The sequence below is a fragment of the Aequorivita viscosa genome (assembly GCF_900106795.1).
Lineage (GTDB): Bacteria > Bacteroidota > Bacteroidia > Flavobacteriales > Flavobacteriaceae > Aequorivita > Aequorivita viscosa.
Genome location: NZ_FNNS01000007.1, coordinates 125,858 through 143,449 on the forward strand (window position 1 = coordinate 125,858; position 17,592 = coordinate 143,449).

General features: G+C 36.5%; 17 protein-coding genes. 8 read left to right on the top strand and 9 right to left on the bottom strand.

Annotation, left to right across the window (positions count from 1 at the left end; translation table 11 throughout):
• Positions 1–290: 290 nt before the first annotated feature.
• From BLW28_RS05875 to BLW28_RS05900, 6 genes are all read right to left on the bottom strand, one after another.
• Complete coding sequence (locus tag BLW28_RS05875; protein ID WP_073219573.1) at positions 291–1,106, bottom strand: DNA/RNA non-specific endonuclease; 816 nt, start codon at positions 1,104–1,106, stop codon at positions 291–293.
• A gap of 114 nt (positions 1,107–1,220) precedes the next feature.
• Positions 1,221–2,324 carry an ABC transporter permease gene (locus tag BLW28_RS05880; protein ID WP_073219576.1) on the bottom strand — a complete coding sequence of 368 codons (1,104 nt, stop codon included), beginning with the start codon at positions 2,322–2,324 and terminating at the stop codon, positions 1,221–1,223.
• A gap of 201 nt (positions 2,325–2,525) precedes the next feature.
• The gene (locus BLW28_RS05885) at positions 2,526–3,176 is read right to left on the bottom strand and encodes a hypothetical protein (protein WP_073219579.1); all 651 of its coding nucleotides are present in this window, start codon (positions 3,174–3,176) and stop codon (positions 2,526–2,528) included.
• 12 nt (positions 3,177–3,188) lie between these two features.
• Positions 3,189–3,809: a hypothetical protein gene (locus BLW28_RS05890; RefSeq protein ID WP_073219582.1), complete on the bottom strand. Its 621-nt coding sequence runs from the start codon at positions 3,807–3,809 to the stop codon at positions 3,189–3,191.
• A gap of 2 nt (positions 3,810–3,811) precedes the next feature.
• Positions 3,812–4,450, bottom strand: coding sequence for a hypothetical protein (locus tag BLW28_RS05895; protein ID WP_073219585.1), 639 nt, complete (start codon positions 4,448–4,450; stop codon positions 3,812–3,814).
• Between the two features lie 348 nt (positions 4,451–4,798).
• Positions 4,799–4,984: a CsbD family protein gene (locus tag BLW28_RS05900; RefSeq protein WP_073219588.1), complete on the bottom strand. Its 186-nt coding sequence runs from the start codon at positions 4,982–4,984 to the stop codon at positions 4,799–4,801.
• Positions 4,985–5,141: 157 nt separating this feature from the next.
• On the opposite strand from BLW28_RS05900, the gene BLW28_RS05905 reads away from it, so the two are divergent.
• Both BLW28_RS05905 and smpB read left to right on the top strand, forming a co-directional pair.
• Positions 5,142–5,693, top strand: coding sequence for a SixA phosphatase family protein (locus tag BLW28_RS05905; protein WP_083540749.1), 552 nt, complete (start codon positions 5,142–5,144; stop codon positions 5,691–5,693).
• Positions 5,694–5,799: 106 nt separating this feature from the next.
• The gene (gene smpB, locus BLW28_RS05910; RefSeq protein WP_073219590.1) at positions 5,800–6,264 is read left to right on the top strand and encodes an SsrA-binding protein SmpB; all 465 of its coding nucleotides are present in this window, start codon (positions 5,800–5,802) and stop codon (positions 6,262–6,264) included.
• Between the two features lie 57 nt (positions 6,265–6,321).
• Here the strand turns inward: smpB and recQ are convergent, their stop codons facing one another.
• Positions 6,322–8,514 carry a DNA helicase RecQ gene (recQ, locus tag BLW28_RS05915; RefSeq protein WP_073219594.1) on the bottom strand — a complete coding sequence of 731 codons (2,193 nt, stop codon included), beginning with the start codon at positions 8,512–8,514 and terminating at the stop codon, positions 6,322–6,324.
• 204 nt (positions 8,515–8,718) lie between these two features.
• Here recQ and BLW28_RS05920 point away from each other — a divergent pair, with 204 nt between their 5' ends.
• The 4 genes from BLW28_RS05920 to lptB all read left to right on the top strand — a co-directional run bounded on the left by BLW28_RS05920 (position 8,719) and on the right by lptB (position 11,674).
• On the top strand, positions 8,719–9,684 hold the full coding sequence (locus BLW28_RS05920; protein WP_073219597.1) for a KpsF/GutQ family sugar-phosphate isomerase: 966 nt from the start codon (positions 8,719–8,721) through the stop codon (positions 9,682–9,684).
• Positions 9,684–10,514 (top strand): twin-arginine translocase subunit TatC, encoded by an 831-nt coding sequence (gene tatC / locus BLW28_RS05925; protein ID WP_073219600.1) that lies wholly within the window; start codon positions 9,684–9,686, stop codon positions 10,512–10,514. The genes BLW28_RS05920 and tatC overlap by 1 nt, the downstream gene beginning before the upstream one ends.
• Complete coding sequence (locus BLW28_RS05930) at positions 10,504–10,860, top strand: carboxymuconolactone decarboxylase family protein (RefSeq protein ID WP_073219605.1); 357 nt, start codon at positions 10,504–10,506, stop codon at positions 10,858–10,860. The genes tatC and BLW28_RS05930 overlap by 11 nt, the downstream gene beginning before the upstream one ends.
• 73 nt (positions 10,861–10,933) lie before the next feature.
• Positions 10,934–11,674 carry an LPS export ABC transporter ATP-binding protein gene (lptB, locus tag BLW28_RS05935; RefSeq protein WP_073219608.1) on the top strand — a complete coding sequence of 247 codons (741 nt, stop codon included), beginning with the start codon at positions 10,934–10,936 and terminating at the stop codon, positions 11,672–11,674.
• Between the two features lie 65 nt (positions 11,675–11,739).
• Here lptB and BLW28_RS05940 read toward each other — a convergent pair whose 3' ends face one another.
• Positions 11,740–12,483 (bottom strand): CDP-alcohol phosphatidyltransferase family protein, encoded by a 744-nt coding sequence (locus BLW28_RS05940; RefSeq protein WP_073219611.1) that lies wholly within the window; start codon positions 12,481–12,483, stop codon positions 11,740–11,742.
• Positions 12,484–12,723: 240 nt separating this feature from the next.
• Here BLW28_RS05940 and BLW28_RS05945 point away from each other — a divergent pair, with 240 nt between their 5' ends.
• The gene (locus BLW28_RS05945; protein WP_073219614.1) at positions 12,724–13,764 is read left to right on the top strand and encodes a putative type IX sorting system protein PorV2; all 1,041 of its coding nucleotides are present in this window, start codon (positions 12,724–12,726) and stop codon (positions 13,762–13,764) included.
• A gap of 48 nt (positions 13,765–13,812) precedes the next feature.
• Positions 13,813–14,997: a lipoprotein N-acyltransferase Lnb domain-containing protein gene (locus BLW28_RS05950; RefSeq protein WP_234946489.1), complete on the top strand. Its 1,185-nt coding sequence runs from the start codon at positions 13,813–13,815 to the stop codon at positions 14,995–14,997.
• A gap of 115 nt (positions 14,998–15,112) precedes the next feature.
• Here BLW28_RS05950 and BLW28_RS05955 read toward each other — a convergent pair whose 3' ends face one another.
• Positions 15,113–17,578: a S8 family serine peptidase gene (locus BLW28_RS05955; protein ID WP_073219621.1), complete on the bottom strand. Its 2,466-nt coding sequence runs from the start codon at positions 17,576–17,578 to the stop codon at positions 15,113–15,115.
• Positions 17,579–17,592: the final 14 nt, after the last annotated feature.

The following is a 17,592-nucleotide window of genomic DNA, read 5'->3' on the forward strand; positions in this document are numbered from 1 at the left end:
ATCATTCTTAAATAGTAAAAACAATTATTGTTCTAAGTTTCATAAAATAATTAGTCGTGTCCGATTAAGATGGAAGACCGCTTCGCTGAAAGACGTAGGACATAAGACTTGCTTCTTAATGGGTTGACAGTTAAGTTAAATGGATTAAGTATACTTTTTAGTTGTTACATTTTAGCGGTGAGCTTAATAGCAAGCTATCGCTTTAATAAAAATTCTTTTAGTGCCTGTCAGCTTTGGCTGAACGGAATTTTGAAATATTTTAATCGGACACTAATGTAAAACAATATAAATCATTTTCGCCCCCACACTTTTACATCTACCTGTTGTTCTAGGCTAGTTTCTATAGAATCAGGTAGGTTTGGGAAGAAGTCAATTCCAGTTTTAGCTTCTATTTCATCAATGGAAACGACATATTTATAAAAAGTTTGACTGGAGGGTCTGTTCGGAATAATGAATGATATGGCTTTATAATTTCCATCGGTTACATCTACGACTATCTTATAAAATTCATTGGGAACTGAAACATTTTCATCGCCAATGGTTTTCATATCTCCTTTTAAAACTCCACCAGTTACCACATAAACCCCATCGTATTTATCTGCCCAATACCTAACTTTTTGCTCTAAACGGTTCCAAATACCCGAATTAAACTCACGGTCTTGCGGACTTATATTACTGGTAAAAAATGTTTCGTTATAAGCTTCAATAGACATTCTTCTATCCCCTGCCGGAACCAAGTGCCCACGGTCGTAGCCAGAGTTTTTGTAGTTTCGCCAGTCCGCAGATTTCGTCTTCACCTTATTGTCTTCAATAAAATAAGGCCTTTTAAAGTCATTCCTGGAAAGGTCACTTTTACTTAGCTCATAAGCCACCCACTCTGCCTGTTCGTGAGCTTCAGAATAGGAAAGGGTGTAAAAGTTGTGTTTTACAATGGCTCCCGTGGTGGAAGCAGAAAGGAAAGTATCGTCAAATTCTTCAGAATTTCGCTGCGTTGCTATCGAAGTATCCGAAACTGAAGTAATATCCTTTTCGAACAAATCGTCGGCATAATACAAGACGACAGTTAAAATTATAATTACTAGCGGGTAAATGTATTTTCGGTTCATTCTAAATAAAATTGAGAACAGCTCTTTCTTAACAATTCACGGAGTACAGATAATAAAATATTCGTGTATTCGTGGTCCACTGATTACTGACCACTGAACACTGAGCTCTTGAACCTATCCCCGCACATCCATCGCATCCCGAAGCGCATTGCCTATCAGCATAAAAGCAGTTACAAGACTCATAATTGCCAATCCAGGGATTAGGGCGAGAAAGGGTTTTCCTAAAATAATATAGGCGTAATGATCTTTTATAATACCGCCCCAACTCGGAATGGGTGGCTGCGCTCCGATTCCCAAAAAGGAGAGCCCGCTTTCAATTAAAATAGCCCCTGCAAAATTGGCTGCCGAAATGATGATTACTGGCGCCATACTATTTGGCAAAATATGTTTTACAATTATCCTGAAATCGTTAAACCCCAAAGCTCGGGCTGCCGTTACGTATTGCATCTGTTTTACGCCCATTACCTGCCCTCGAACCACACGGGCAACCTCAACCCACATTGTTAGGCCTACGGCGATGAACACCTGCCAAAACCCCTTGCCTAGCGCTAATGTAATGGCAATGACCAAAAGCAAGGTAGGAATAGACCAAGTAACGTTAATAAGCCACATAATAGCGGTATCTACCTTCCCGCCATAATAGCCCGCTATAGCTCCCATAGTAACCCCGATGACCAACGAAATAAAAACTGCTACAAACCCAATGGCCAAGGAAATTCGGATCCCAATCAACATTCTGCTCAATAGATCACGACCGTACTTGTCCGTGCCCAGCAAGAATTTCTTTTCTGAAATATAGGTGTCCGCGATTTGGTTAACAGCAGCAGCTTTCGGAAAAAGTGAAAGCGGATATTCTTTCTGCAGACCCCCTGATCCATCGGGAGTATATTCAATAATTTCTATGCCTTCGCTTGTCATTGAAAATTCTGAAACTGGAATCTCCGTATCTACATTCTCCTTTCCGAAGAAAAAAACAGACAACGGATTTTGTTCTTCTACCTCGTTAGGAATGGTTAACATTTTCACCGTAAACCCTGGGTTTTTAGAATGAATTGAAAGATGCATTTGGTTTGCATTGCGCGAATTATCTGGCGCCAAGGCGTAGGCAAAGATGGCAAGCAGAACGCAGCCTAACAAAAAACAAAAACTGAAAACGCCCCAGAAGTTTCTTTTAAACTTTTGGAGCGCGATGCCCGTTAATGAGGTGGAGTTTTTCACATTTCAAATTTACTGAAATTTTTTACCCATCACACTATTCGCTTAAAAAGGATTGATGAAAGCCACTAGTACTAATGTAACACACCAATAGCTTAATGGCTTGTTCAAAGAGAGGAATAGAGAACTAGCAGCAAATAAAAACAGGCTAAATACAATTGTATAGAGCCTGTTATAAAACGATTTAAAATAACGTTAATACTTTTAAAACCCTGCTGGTAGAGGAGCTGTAGCAGTGGCGTTCCCACCCATATTTACGGTTTGCGGAGTGTCCCAAATTTTAGTGATAAAGTTATTTCTGTAGACAATTAAATCCAAAGATAAATCCACAGGTGTTAAATTAGTACCTATATAAAATCGGCTGTTATTTACAAAAGCTTTTAGCCACCAAGTATTAGTATTTCCATCTACATAGGCATAAAATTGATGTCCTTCAACATAAGTATTGTTTGTAGTTGATCTCAACGTCAAGTTAGTATCACCGTTACGGGTAAAAGAATAACCGTGAACCGCAACTGTATATTTTGTAGCACTAATTTTCGTGTCATATCCTGCATCAAGACCGTAGTCTGAAGTATTAATAAAAACAAATCTCACATAATTTAATGGACCAAACGAGCTAGTGGCTATATCATATTTATTTACTACTCCGTTAACGTTGTCAACCATTAACAGCTTAGAAGTGGGACTAGAAGTATACTTGCCTGGCTCTTCTAAATACAACTTTCCCTGTAATAAAACATCGCCAACCACATCAAGGGTTGCCGTTGGATTGGTATTGTTAATACCCACTTGGGCCACCAAACTTATACTATTCAACACAAGTATTGAAAAAACAAATAAACTATATTTCATAATTTTAAAATATTAAAGTCCAACAGGGGCAGGAATACTGCCATCAACACCACCATTCATATCAAGCGACAAAGTAGGAAGTTCTTTAAAATATCTTCTGTCGTACACAATGAGTGTTACATTATATGTTATCGCATTATTGGAAGCCGCATCTCTAGAAACGTTTCTCATTTCAAGATGCCAAGTACCATTTCGAATGAAAGTTCTAGTTCGAAAATGCCCGATAGTAGCACCCGACCCTTTAACAATATGCTGTCCTATATATTGAAAATTTGCGAGCCCCACAATATAATCTGTAGCACTAAATTGTAAATCCACATCTGTTACATTATCACGTGAAAGATTTGTAAAAACATAATCTGCGATATTTACAGGGCCTACAGCAACATTAGCCATATCGAGATATGCCACTTCACCAGGTGGTGTTGAATTAAGGATTCTTACTAAAAGTTTAAAATCGTTACTCGATATGCCCGCATTTGAATACCCATTAACTTTAAAATCCTCTTGAACCAACATAGAGCCGTTCACATCAAGTGCATATCCAGGAGTTGGATTGTCTGTACCAACACCAACTTGAGAAAAAATAAATTGCGAAAGGAAAATAAAAAGTAGTGTACTATAGTTTTTCATAATTAATCAATTACTGGAGTTGTTGCAGCACCCCCTCTTCTAGCATTGTTGGTGCCAGATAAGTTAACGGTTTGTTGCGGGAACTGTTTAGAGAAATCTTTTGAAAGTATTAGCGTGCTTATTATCCATCGACCTACAGGTGTGTTAGAAACAGGATAAGCGGAAGCGTAATCAGCTGTTATATGCCATGTTCCATTTTCAATAAAAGCAGAGGCATAAGGAATCACAAAATTATTAGGAGCATAATCCATTCTCAGCTCTTTATTAAAATAAACCGAAATGATTGTCATAACGTAATTTGCGGAACTCACATTGGTATTCAAGTTGCGAATCCAATCACCACTACCACCCATATTTGATATGTCGTATTCTTGAAAATATGCAATTGCGGTACCGGCAGCATTGACGTTTAATTCTTTTATAAAGTCTGTGTCAATTTGTCCCAATATCGCAGTATTATCGGAATCAGAAACCTGATTTAACACATTAACATTAATAGCTCCGTTAATATGTGTATCACCAGCCACTTCAAGGGTAGTACGAGGAGTAGTAGTATTTACTCCAACTCCATCTTGCGCATGAAGAAAGGTTGAAAACCCAAAAAAAATAAGTAGGTAAATGTGAGGAGATAGAAATTTCATAGATTTATGATTGCTAAATAAATTTTAGACTGCAAAATTAGGTAATCTTGAACAAAATATTTAAGGTTTATTATTATTTTTTAAAGCCTTGCTCAATTATTCCAGTTTGAATATTAAATGCTTATATATTCATAAACAACCAATAAGTTAATCGCTATGGCAAAGCTTAGTTTTATCGTTAAAATTAATCACTTGCACCTTATAATCAACATAGTAACTCAATAAATCTAACCCTAAACAAATTAAAGTATAAAGGCATTTCATGAAAAAATCCCTTATCCTTCATTATTTATTTGAGGAATAAGGGATTTTGTTTCAAATGAAACTAAATCTCAAATTGATTTTAGTTTACCAATTGGCTATTTCATCTTTTAATTGTTCTTTGCTTTTGCCAGTTTTTTCTTGAAGGCGACCAAGCAATTCGTCTGATTTTCCTTCGGCATACAACAAATCATCATCGGTAAGATCAGCATATTTTTGCTTTACTTCACCTTTAATTTGTTTCCATTTTCCTTTAAATTGATCCTCGTTCATAATTATAGTTTTTAGTTAAATTAATATTCGTTTTTACTTTTATAAAGATACTGCCTCACCTCGTACATTATTGATAAAGGAATATTAAAGAATACCGAGTTTTAGTTATAACTTTGCTAACCTATCTTAAAAAGTGTTATTTTAAAGACTCCTTACTATGAAACGCTATATCTATTTGTTAATTCTATTGTCAATCTTTACTTTTTGTAAGCAAACCAATAACACAGAATTGATACACAACAACCATCAAGTTGACAATAGGAGTTCCGTAGAACAAAAAACAACCTATTATTTAATACGTCACGCCGAAAAGGACAGAACGAACCCTAAAAACGAAGACCCAAATTTAAATTCAGCTGGATTGAAACGAGCAGAGCGTTGGGCGACTTATTTTGAAGATTATCAGATTGACCAGATTTACACTACAAAATACCTTCGAAATAAAGAAACAATAGCCAATACAGCACTTCAAAAAAACATTGAACCCACTGTTTACGACCCCCATAATATTGAAATAGAACGTTTTTTAAAAGAAACCCAAGGAAAAAATGTGCTAATTGTCGGTCACAGCAATACAATTCCAACATTAGTAAACACACTCATTGGCAGAGAAGAATATAAAGACATGGACGATAATGACAACTCCACACTTTTTAAGGTAAGTATTAAAGGAGAAGATACAATAGCGGAAACCATTTCGGTAAAATAAAAGAATTGGAATACACACCTGGCATAACATGACACAGTTATAGATTCAATTTTGATTTTGAATTCAATTTTGAATTCTCGAAATTAATTATCTTATTTTTGCAACTATGGCAATACAGAAAAACGTAAAGATTAAAAACCGAAAGGCGCGATTTGAGTATGAAATCCTTGATACTTATACGGCAGGCATTGTGCTTCGTGGCACAGAAATAAAGGCGATTCGTGAAGGAAAAGCTTCAATTGCCGAAAGTTTTTGCGAGTTTAGTAACGGCGAATTATTCGTAATAAATATGACAGTACAAGAATATAGCCATGCTAGCAATTTTAATCATAGTCCAAAAAGTGAACGAAAATTGTTACTAAACCGCAGTGAACTCAAAAAACTAGAAAAAGAAGTTAAAAACTCTGGCCTTACTATTATTCCTCTGGTACTCTTTACCAATAATAAAGGTTTGGCAAAAATGGATATTGCACTCTGTCGTGGAAAAAAGGAATACGATAAACGGGAAGTTATTAAGGATAGGGATAATAAACGAAGATTAGCAAACATTAAAAAAGCGTTCAACAACTAGATTGCGAACGCTTTTTGTTTTTTTATTTAAATCGAAATCCGATGAATTTGTTATTCATTAATTTCCTAACTCGCTTATAAATTTAATTCGATATAGGCGAAGTTCTTCCTCTTCATAATCGCCTTCAAATTCTTCTAAAGCCACCTCGATTTCGTCAGTATCAGCTTCTAAGAAATAATCGTGTATTTCTTCTTGTTGTTCATCATCTAAAACTTCGTCGATCCAATAATCTATATTCAATTTAGTACCACTAAAAACAATAGCCTCCATTTCCTTAATGAAATCGGGCATTTCAAGTCCTTTGGCATCAGCAATATCTGGTAAGGCTAGTTTTCGATCAACATTTTGAATAATGTAAAGTTTTAAAGAACTATTACTTCCGGTAGATTTTACAACAAAGTCTTCTGGGCGAATAATATCGTTTTCTTCTACATAATTTTGAATGAGCTTCAGAAACGATTTACCATACTTTTTAGCTTTTCCCTCTCCTACTCCATGAACATTTGCAAGTTCATCCATTGTGACCGGATACTTCAATGACATGTCTTCTAAAGAAGGTTCTTGAAAAATTACAAATGGCGGAAGCTCTAACTTTTGGGCGACTTTTTTAAGTTCTGCTTTTAAAAGTTTAAATAAATTTTCATCTGCAGTTTCAACCCCTCGCGATGCCGACACAATTATGTCGTCATTGGCATCTTTAAAAGAATGATCCTCGGTCATCATAAACGAAGAGGGCGACTTGATAAACTCTTTCCCTTTTTCAGTTAAATGAATAACCCCATAAGTTTCTATGTCTTTTTTTAAATAGCCAGCTACCAACAACTGTCGCAAAAGGGCTGTCCAATAAGCAGGCTCTTTTCCTCCACCGGAACCAAAAAACGGCTGTGTGTCTGTCCGGTGAGATTTTATTAGGGCGTTAACCTTTCCGACCAATACATTTACCACTTCTTTGGTTTTATATTGTTGATTTGTTTTTTGAACCACCTCGAGCAATTGTTTCGCTTCGTTTTGCGCTTCAATCTGTTTTTTGGGATGTCGCATATTATCATCCATCATTCCACCTTCGCCAGTGGCATTGTCATATTCTTCCCCAAAATAATGAAGAATAAATTTTCGTCGAGAAATTGATGTTTCAGCATAAGCAACCACTTCCTGCAATAACGCGTGACCAATTTCTTGCTCCGCCACTGGTTTACCACTCATAAATTTTTCGAGTTTCTCGATATCTTTATAACTGTAAAAAGCGAGACAATGACCTTCGCCTCCATCTCGACCAGCACGACCTGTTTCTTGATAATAGCTTTCGATTGATTTTGGAATATCGTTATGGATTACAAATCGCACATCCGGTTTATCAATACCCATTCCAAAAGCGATTGTTGCTACCACAACGTCTACATCTTCCATCAAGAACATATCTTGGTGACGAACCCTTGTTTTACTATCAAGACCTGCGTGATAAGGAACAGCTTTAATCCCATTTACCTGTAAAGCTTGAGCCAGTTGTTCCACCCTTTTTCGGCTCAAGCAATAAATTATACCGCTTTTACCTTCGTTCTGTTTTACAAATCGGATAATATCTGCATCAACATTTTTAGTTTTTGGTCTTATTTCATAATAAAGATTGGGCCTGTTAAATGATGCCTTAAAAGTATTGGCGTCTGGCATTGAAAGATTCTTTAAAATATCTTCCTGCACCTTTGGCGTAGCGGTTGCTGTTAATCCAATTATAGGGATATTGTCGCCTATACGCTGTATAATACTTTTTAGATTTCGATATTCAGGTCGGAAATCGTGCCCCCATTCACTAATACAATGGGCTTCATCAATAGCTAAAAAAGAAATTTTTTGACCACTAAGAAACTCGACATACTCTTCTTTAGTCAAGGATTCTGGAGCAACGTATAATAACTTTGTGATACCATTTGCAATATCACTTTTAACTCTTTTAACTTCGGTTTTGTTAAGGGATGAATTAAGTACATGCGCTATTCCTTCTTCTGAAGAAAGCGAACGCAATACATCCACTTGGTTTTTCATTAGAGCGATCAAGGGGGAAACCACGATTGAAGTTCCTTCTTGCATCAAAGCGGGAAGCTGATAACACAGCGATTTACCACCTCCTGTAGGCATTACTACAAAGGTGTTGTTTCCTGCCAGAATGCTTCTTATCACTTCTTCTTGCAATCCTTTAAATTGGCTAAAACCAAAATATTTTTTTAAGGATGCATAAAGGTCAAGTTCTGCCACGTTGTTTTAATTTTCGTTATTCAATTCAGGATTAAGTTACGCAATATATTGTTTAAAGCAAGAACAATCGTAATTTTGTAACCTTGATGCGATACCCGCATCGATAGAGAACGGAAAACAGTTCATAAATATTGGATAGTATTATTTCAATTTTAAATATACTAATTTCTCTAAGAGTTACAAACATTAGAAAGCGTTAAAATTTTGGATAAACAACAAAGAATAATTTCCATTGCCAAACAGACAATTGAAACTGAAAGTAAAGCAATTGCAAATTTAGCCAACCTTGTGGACGAAGAATTTGCAGGTGCTGCAAACTATATATTTGAATCTAAAGGAAGGGTAATTATAACCGGAATAGGAAAAAGTGCAAATATTGCAACCAAAATTGTAGCAACTTTGAACTCTACGGGCACCCCTTCGATCTTTATGCATGCGGCAGATGCAATCCATGGAGATTTGGGTACTATCCAAGAATTCGACTCTGTTATATGTATTTCGAAAAGTGGAAATACGCCAGAAATAAAAGTTTTAGTTCCACTTATTAAGTCTATTGGCAACAAATTAATAGCCATAACAGGTAATCGGGATTCATTTTTAGGACAGCAGGCAGATTTTGTACTTAATGCTTATGTAGAAAAAGAAGCTTGCCCAAACAATCTTGCTCCAACAGCGAGCACTACTGCTCAATTGGTTATAGGCGATGCGTTAGCCATGTGCCTTTTAGACCTACACGGCTTTTCTAGTAGTGACTTTGCACGATTTCATCCAGGAGGTTCTTTAGGGAAAAAGCTATATCTGCGCGTTAGCAATCTCACAGCTCTTAACGAAAAACCTGAAGTAAGCCCAGACACCGACTTAAAGAAAGTAATTGTTGAAATATCTGAAAAAATGCTCGGAGTTACAGCTGTAGTTGAAAACGGTAATATTGTTGGAATTATTACAGATGGTGATTTAAGGCGAATGCTTACCAGAACCGACAATTTTGCTGGTTTAACTGCCAAAGATATTATGACGAAAAACCCGAAAAGAATATCTAATAACGCCATGGCTGTAGAAGCAATGGAAATGATGGATGCAAACGGGATTACACAAATACTTGCCGAAGAAAACGGAAAATATTGTGGCGTAGTACATATACATAACCTTACTAAGGAAGGTATTATTTAATGAAGAAAAAAGCTTCCCCAGAAAAAGAAATGTCCTTTTTGGATCACTTGGAAGAACTAAGATGGCACTTAGTTCGTTCCACTTTTGCAATTGTAATTGTCGGAGTTGTAGCTTTCATATTTAAAAGTTTCATTTTTGACGTTCTTATTTTTGGACCAAGCCGACCAGACTTTGCAACCTATCGGTTGTTTTGCGACGTTTCAAGATCCATGGGAATGGAAGCCTTCTGTTTTAATGAAATGCCCTTCCGAATTCAGAGCCGTACAATGTCTGGACAGTTTTCTGCACATATGTGGACCTCTATCTATGCAGGAATTATAATCGCATTTCCTTATATTCTTTATGAATTCTGGAGATTTATAAGCCCAGGACTAAAAGAAAATGAAAGAAGCTCTAGCCGGGGGTTTATAATCATTGCTTCCTTACTTTTCTTTTTAGGGGTTTTGTTTGGCTATTACGTAATAACTCCACTATCTATTAACTTTTTGGGAAGTTATCAGGTCAGCGAAAAAGTGATTAACTCATTCGATTTAGACAGCTACATTTCATTGGTTCGAACTTCAGTATTGGCAAGCGGAATTATATTTGAGCTCCCTATAATAATATACATTTTAACCAAAATTGGTTTGGTAACGCCCGAAGCACTTAGAAAATATAGGAAATTCTCCCTAATAGTGGTTTTAGCAGTATCAGCAATTATAACCCCTCCAGATGTTGCCAGCCAAATTATCGTGGCTATTCCGATTCTTATTTTATATGAAGTAAGTATCTATATTTCAAAAATGGTTATTAAGAAACAAAAAAGAAAAGAACGTGCACATGTCAAATAATATCGTAGATGAATTTAACGCATATCGTTTAAAAATGAACGAAAAAATGCTTGAGGACAATAATAAAATCCTCAAACGAATTTTTAATTTAGACACAAACGCATACATGGAAGGAGCACTTCCGAAGAAAACTAAGGAATTACTGGGATTAGGCAATTCATTAGTTTTAAGATGCGATGATTGTGTTCGTTACCATTTAGAAGAATGCCATAAGCTAGGACTTACAAAAGAAGAAGTGGTTGAAGGAATGAGTATCTCGTTATTGATAGGAGGTACTATCGTACTTCCTCACCTAAGAAGAGCATTTGAATATTGGGAAGCGCTAGACGAAAGAAAAAATAATTGATATATTCGTAGTGTTCTGAAATTGCAGCTGGTAAACTCCGAACCTCTATTTCTAAAAACGAAACAAAACTAGAATGAAGCTAAAAGCCGAAAACCTAATAAAATCATACAAAGGCCGTAAAGTCGTAAAAGGCATTACCGTAGAAGTGAATCAAGGTGAGATTGTAGGCTTGCTCGGGCCTAATGGCGCTGGAAAAACCACTTCATTTTATATGATTGTTGGTTTAATAAAGCCCAATGGAGGGAAAATTTTTCTTGAAGGTACCGAGATCACAAATTATCCAATGTACAAACGCGCCCAACACGGAATTGGTTATTTGGCCCAAGAAGCTTCTGTATTTAGAAAATTAAGTGTAGAAGATAATATTTTGAGTGTACTGCAACTTACCAAACGCACAAAAAAAGAACAAAGAGAAAAAATGGAGTCGCTCTTGGAAGAATTCGGACTTAACCATATCCGCACAAATCGTGGAGACCTATTAAGTGGCGGTGAACGAAGACGAACAGAAATTGCACGAGCTCTGGCTACCGACCCACATTTTATCCTTCTCGACGAGCCTTTCGCTGGAGTAGACCCTGTAGCGGTTGAAGACATTCAGCGAATCGTGGCAAAATTAAAAAATAAAAACATCGGGATCCTTATTACCGATCACAACGTTCAAGAAACATTAGCCATTACAGACAGAACCTACTTAATGTTTGAAGGAAGCATTCTTAAACACGGAGTTCCTGAAGAACTAGCTGCAGATGAAATGGTACGAAAAGTGTATTTAGGACAGAATTTTGAACTTCGAAAAAAGAAATTAGAGTTTTAGCCCCCTACCCCTACCTACGTGCAATTTCGGCAGGCAAGCTCAAAAGGACGAATTAAAAAAACCTTTTAATCCGTCTCTTTCCAAATTAAGGAAAGTACTATGTACAATAGAATTATAATCGGTATTGCCAAAAACTTCAGCAAAACCAAAAGTGCAATACAAAGCGCTATAAACACATAACGAACAGCATTACTTTTAAAATCCCAAGTTTTGAATTTTAGGGCAAACAAAGGAATTTCTGCGTTTAACAGAATACAACTAACTAAAGTCAATCCAATTAGCACCCATTTATTTAATACTAAACTTTCAGCCAGTTCTGAAAATTGATATTCCATAATTAAAGGCAAACTCAAAATCAACAGTGTATTTGCTGGGGTTGGTAAACCTATAAAACCTGTAGTTTGGCGTGTATCTACATTAAATTTGGCAAGTCGATATGCAGAAGCTACAACTATTAAAAGACCAATTAAAGGCAAATAATTAGTTACCCCAACATTCCAACCCTTTCCCGAAAACACGTCGGTTAACGTCTGCATTTCACCCACAAAAGCCAGATTCATAAGTTGAAACATTATAATTCCTGGAACTAAGCCGCTAGTAATAACATCAGCCAACGAATCTAGCTGAAGACCAACTTCACTTTGTGCATTCAACAACCGGGCGGCCAAACCATCAAAAAAATCGAAGAAAATTCCAAGAAAAGCAAATACTGCAGCTACAATCAAATTTCCGGAAACTGCGAAAAGAATGGCCACGCTTCCGCATAAAATATTTAGAGCGGTTATAAAATTTGGAATGTGCTTTATCATTGGTCAGTTGCTATTACAGGTATAATTTTTTCGCAAAAATAATTCAAAAAAATATAGATTGAATCTTGCCTTATTTCTATTTTCACCGTTATTGAAATAAAATCGTAAAAATAGCAAAGTATTTTCGTCTATTAGGATCAAAACACAATATGTACACAAATTTATAGTTTAGTATTCTACAAAATAGTGAGATATTTGTCCAAAATTTTCAACTTGAGAAAGAACCTCTTCCTTATTTTCATGCTTCTTTCCACCGTTTTAGGAGCCCAAACAGTACGCAAGTATTCAAATGAATTTATGAATATTGGTGTAGACGCCGCTGCCTTCGGGATGAGCAATGCCGTCGTAGCTTCTTCTTCCGATGTAAATTCAGGATACTGGAACCCTGCCGGCTTAGTAAATCTAGAAGACAAACAAATCTCCCTAATGCACGCATCGTATTTTGCAAACATCGCAAATTACGATTACGCTGCTTTTGCAATGCCTTTAGACGACCGAAGTGCCGTTGGCCTTTCAATTATCCGCTTTGGCGTGGATGACATCTTGAATACAACTAGATTGATAGACGAACAAGGAAACATCGATTACAACAGAATCAGTTTATTTTCTACTGCCGATTACGGCTTTACATTCTCATACGCCAGAAAATTACCGCTCGATGGCTTTAACTATGGAGTTAATGCAAAAGTTATAAGACGTGTGATTGGTGATTTTGCTTCGTCCTGGGGTTTTGGTCTAGATGCCGCCATTCAATTTAAAAATGACAAATGGATGTTTGGTTTAATGGCCAGGGACATAACAACCACTTTTAATGCGTGGAGTATAGATGAAGATAAGTTTGCTGAAATTAAAGGTGCTGTAGATGGCGAAAATCAAGAATTACCTGAAACCACCGAGATAACGATTCCAAAATTACAATTGGGAGTAGCTCGCAAATTTGTCTACAATTATGATTTTTCACTTTTAGCAGAAGTAGACCTTAACTTCAGATTTGCTGAAACCAACGATGTTATCTCGACCTCATTTGCAAGCATTACACCTTCCTTAGGGCTTGAATTTGGCTATATCGAAATGGTATATGTTCGAGCTGGGGTTGGAAATTTTCAAAATACAGTGCAACTCGATGGAAGTGATGCAGTGGGGTTTCAACCAAATATTGGAGTTGGATTCAGATATAAAGGAATACACGTAGATTATGCTCTTACCGATATTGGCGATCAAAGCGTTGCATTATATTCCAATGTGTTTTCACTAAAATTGGACTGGGAAATATTCAGGTAGTTTTGAGCTTATCAAGAAACGAAACCTCAAGTTGAAATACAAAACTCTGTGTTGAAAAAATTCTTTCTTTTACTCTTACTTTTTATTGCTACTGCATCGAATGCGCAGTTTGGGGCGTTATCTCCTGCTGCAGAAATTAGCATAATCACAATTGGTCCGGGATCTGAGCTTTATGACAAGTTCGGCCACAGTGCATTTAGAATTAAAGACTCCCTGAGCGGCGTTGACGTTGCCTTTAATTATGGAGTTTATGATTTTAACACTCCAAACTTTTACACAAAATTTGCTCAAGGAAAACTTCTTTATGAGTTAAGAGTTGAATATTATCAATCATTTTATCAGCGTTACGTTGAAGAAAATCGATGGATAAAGGAGCAAGTTCTAAATCTCACCAAATCTGAAAAACAGGCCATTTCTGATTTTCTTTGGAATAACGCTCTTCCCGAAAACAAAAAGTATAAATACGATTTCTTTTTTGACAATTGTGCTACAAAAATCCGTGATGTATTACAAGAAGTGCTCGGAAACAAATTAGAGTATCAAGATGACTACATAACAGAAGAGCTGAGCTTCCGCGATCTTATTCAACAAAATCTTCAAGCGAACACTTGGGGCAGTTTAGGGATTGATGTAGCCTTAGGAGCCGTAATAGACCTAAAAGCTAAGCCGATTGAGTATCAATTCCTACCCAATTATATATACGAAGGCTCAAGTAACGCAATTATTCATAGAAACAACGATGCCGAACCTTTGGTAAAATCAGCCAAAACGGTTTTTAAAAACACTCCTACTCCGCCGCAAAATAACTTTTTACTTAGTCCACTGTTCGTTTTAGGGGTTTTAGGATCTATAATAATTTTAATCACCTTCAGGGATTACAAGAAAAACGTTAGAAGCCGCTTTTTAGACTTAATTATTTTCTTTTGCACAGGATTGATTGGCGTGTTTCTGTTATTCCTTTGGTTTGCCACAGATCATACCGCCACTGCTAATAACTATAATTTACTTTGGGCATTTCCTATTTCGATAGTAACGGCGGTCGTAATTGCACAAAAAGAAATTTCTATTATTGTAAAAAGGTATGTATTTCTTCTTTTATTATTATTAGTGTTACTTACAGTTCATTGGATAAGCGGAGTTCAAGTATTTGCCATTGGTCTTTTACCGCTACTCATTTCTTTAGCTATTCGCTACTTATACCTTTTTAAAGCTCTTAAAATTAAAGACAACTAAGAATTATTCGTAAACAAAAAAACAGCCTTTAAAATAGAAATATATTTAAAGGCTGTTTTGTATTTATAAAAATAAAGATTTTTGTCAGCAAAAAGTGTAGACTAAATTCTGCTTCTTACCTTTTTATAAATCTCTTGACAATAACTCTATTTTCGGAAATAATTCTCACAAAATAATGGCCTGCTCTTAAATTACCTGTGTCTATTTGTGCCTTAGAATCTGTCTCCACAGTCTGTATAACCGACTTACCTAAAACACTAATAATCTCTACTGAATCTATTATACTGTTGGCTTTAATGTTTAAAACAGAAGTAGCAGGGTTAGGATAAATAACCAGTTCATTTAACATATTATCATCAACCCCGACAACAGTTTCGGTCACGAAATTAAATACATCACTATACTCCCCATCGCCACAAGCATTCGTTGCCCTAACTCTCCAAAAATACTCTGTGTTTTCAAGTAAATTATCAACTGCTGTGTAGTTTTCTTCTATTGTTACATCAGCTATTACGGTTGTGAAATCAGCATCCATAGCAAGCTGAAAATCGTATTCTTCAGCGTCCATACCTGCGTCTTCCCAGGTAAAATTCATATCTAAAGGTTGGTTCATTTCACCATTAGCGGGAGATGTAAGAGCAACACCAGATAACTGAGAATCAACAATATGTATAATTGGATAAACATTTACTGTTTCTGTAGCTCCAGTAGCGGTTACCTTTACTTGATAATCACCTGGCGCTAAGGCATCGATATTATTTAATGTAAGAATAACCGTCCCTTCAGAGTTTAACGTATCTGGTGTTAAAACAGCCTCAACCCCAGACGGTAAATTTGAAACTGAAAAGTCAATTGTGTCACTGAAACCATCGCTAAAGTCTAAATCAATATTACAGGTAGCACTAATTTGTCCAGGGCAAAAATCCTGAAAACCTTGATGGGTAGTTACGGCAAAATCCTCACGGTTTATACCGGTTACAATTAAAGAAAAGACCTGTGAATCATTGGTTAATACATTTTTATGAGAAACCCTAATTATATATTCACCGCTAGGATTTGCGATTTCTATTTTTTCAATATTATCTACAGTGTTATCACCATTGGTAGCAGCTGCATTGGGGATAGCTGGATTTAGTTTCCAAGGATAAAACGTAATTCCACCATCATCAGAAATTCTTAAATCAAGGTCGTTTACAAGCATTGGAGTGTCTAAATCGTTAATTCCAGCTTGTGGACTTCTTCCTGCTGGATCAGTCCAAGTTAACGAAGCTACAAGATCATTAACACCATCAGCTTGTACCGAAAAGGTATACACCTCCCCTTGAGCCAACTCTTCTTCTATAATTATAGATTCATTCCCATTATTGGAAATTACTTCAGCAGCTTTTTCAATATTTAACAACCCCCAACCAAAGCGATAATCGGGACCTGGCGCACTGCCAGCTTCATCTGCGGTGTGCAAAGCCAAACCTCTCAAGGTTGAACTAAGCATAAAAAAGCCATGAATATTATTATAATGTTGTTGTAGTAAAAGTAAACTTCCAGCAATACTCGGTGATGACATGGAGGTTCCATTATAACTAGAATAGCTACTATTAGTATTTGCTGTTGAAGAATACGTGTTTACACCTTTACCTGAAATATCTGGTTTAATTCGACCGTCATCCGTTGGTCCCCAACTACTAAAACTGGACATTACAACACTGCTTGGCCCTGAATAATTTGTTACTTGATAAACAGCAGCAGCGATAATTGAATTTTTTGAAACACTTTTATCAGTCAAATAATCATAACCTCCATCACCTGAATTCTGCCCAGATCTTCGGTCATTACCTGCAGAACATACAGGCAAGTAGTATGGAGCATTGTAAACAATATTATCAAGATTTCGTGCATTATCGTCGTAGTAGCCTATACGCCACAACGGCAGGTTTTCTATTCTCAACCCATAAGAATGATTAGAAACCAACAAGCCCGTAGCAGCAGCTGCCGCCATTTCAGATTCATCATTAAGAAAATCGTAAGCTAATAATTCAGCTTCTGGTGCCATTCCCTTAGCGATTCCTACTATTACACTTCCGGTACCAATCATCGTTCCTGCAACGTGTGTCGCATGACTACTTAGCGAACTAGGATTATCTATTTGCGTTACTCTATTTTCAAGAAGCAGATGGGTAGCACGAGTTCTTCCACCATCCCAAACACCGCCAATCATGTTTTCACCGTTTAAATTTAACTCAGCACCACCGTTGGTATGTACACGATCGGCACGTGTGGTTTGTCCTGCACCACGATTATGCGTTTGGTAATATTTTGGAGTTCCATCGCTAAATACACCAACCAAAATAGCGACACCTCCGTTTGGTTGTTCAATTGTTTCTTTCCATCCATTAATGGCAGCCAAACGTAGTGCATTAGCCCTTTCTGCTATGAATGTTTTATCAAATTGTTGCTCCAGCTCACTTAATTTCTGAAGGTCGTAATGACTTATTATTTGTGCGCGTTGATCGTCAGTTTGAGCGTTAACGAAATTAGCAGTTAAGAAAAAGACATAAAAAATTAAAAGAAAAGGTTTATTCATTTGAATAGATATTT